Raw genomic sequence first — 1,452 nt, 5'->3', positions numbered from 1 at the left:
CCTAGTAGTGCCTGGTCAGGTTCACTCGCCGGTGGCGTGTCCGTTTGATCGCTTGTTCCGTTGGCCTGTTGTGATGGGTGGGGAGCTGGCCGCGGTCCGGTGTGATCTGGAGGATTTCGCGGCAGAGATGTTCGAGCCGTTCGCGCGGGCGGATCAGCGCCGGTGGGGGACGGTCTATCTGCGGGGGCTGCTGCTGGACGGGCGGCGCAAGTCGGTGGAACCGATGGCCGCCCGTCTGGGCGAGGACGGCAACCGGCAGGCGTTGGCGAACTTCATCACCACCAGCCCGTGGGACGCGGCGCATGTCCGCGCCCGCCTGGCCTGGCGGATGCAGCAGGTGATCAAACCGACCGCGCTGATCGTGGATGACACAGGCTTCCTCAAGGACGGGGACGCTTCGGCGTGTGTGGCCCGGCAGTACACCGGCACCGCGGGCAAGGTCACCAACTGCCAGGCCGGGGTGTCCCTGCACCTGGCCTCCGACGACGCGTCGGCTGCTGTCGACTGGCGTCTGTTCCTGCCTGAGAGCTGGGATCCCGCCTCACCCAAGGCCGATCCGGGCAAGGTGGCCCGCCGCACCAGATGCGGCATCCCCGCCGACGTCGGACACGTGGAGAAGTGGCAGCTGGCTCTGGACATGATCGATGAGACCAGGTCGTGGGGCATCGACGTTCCGCTCGTCGTCGCAGACGGCGGCTACGGCGATACCGCAGCCTTCCGCCTGGGCCTGGAAGAACGCGGGCTCAGCTACGCGGTCGGCATCTCCACCACGACCACCGCCCACCCGGAAACGGCACGGCCGCATACCCCGCCCTACGGCGGTCGCGGCCCGAGGCCCCAGCCGGTCTATCCCGAGCCGGCCCAGACGGTGAAGAAGCTGGTCATCGAGGCCGGCAAGCGGACAGCCCGGCCGGTGCAGTGGCGGGAAGGCTCCCGCCCGGGCAGCGGCCGCAGCGGCGCCAAGCGCATGTACTCCCGCTTCGTGGCCCTGCGGATCAGGCCCGCCGGACGCGAGATCCGCAAAGCCTGCGCCGGCCCGGAACTACCCGTCTGCTGGCTGCTTGCCGAATGGCCTGCCGACCAGCCCGAACCCGTCCAGTTCTGGCTGTCCAACCTGCCCGCCGACACGGCACTGGCCACCCTCGTGCGCACCGCGAAGCTGCGCTGGAGGATCGAGCACGACTACCGCGAGATGAAGCAGACCCTGGGCCTGGCCCACTTCGAAGGCCGCACCTGGCGAGGCTGGCACCACCACGTCACCCTCGTCTCCGTCGCACACGCCTTCTGCACCCTCCAGCGCATCACCCGCTCCCCAAAAGAGACGGCGCCGGCCTGAGCCTCTACCAGGTCGCCCGCGAGCTGCAGTTACTCCTCGCGGTCTGGACCGGCGCCTGTCCCACCTGTCACCGCAACATGCCAGAACTGATAACGACCTGACCAAGCACTACTAGG

At 68.9% G+C, this 1,452-nt stretch carries 1 protein-coding gene; it reads left to right on the top strand.

All coding sequences use genetic code 11. The annotated features are described in order from the left end of the window. Positions 1-73: 73 nt before the first annotated feature. Positions 74-1,336, top strand: a complete 1,263-nt coding sequence (locus ACZ4Z2_RS37310; protein ID WP_468082230.1) for an IS701 family transposase — start codon at positions 74-76, stop codon at positions 1,334-1,336. The last annotated feature ends 116 nt before the right edge of the window (positions 1,337-1,452 follow it).

It is taken from the genome of Streptomyces sp. NPDC030183 (assembly GCF_055573455.1).
Note: the sequence above shows the minus strand (reverse complement) of the source record. Positions and strands in the feature narration are given on the sequence as shown.

Bases quoted from the DNA above. Each gene is read 5' to 3' on its own strand.
- ACZ4Z2_RS37310 (WP_468082230.1), top strand. From the start codon at position 74: ATGGGTGGGGAGCTGGCCGCGGTCCGGTGTGATCTGGAGGATTTCGCG.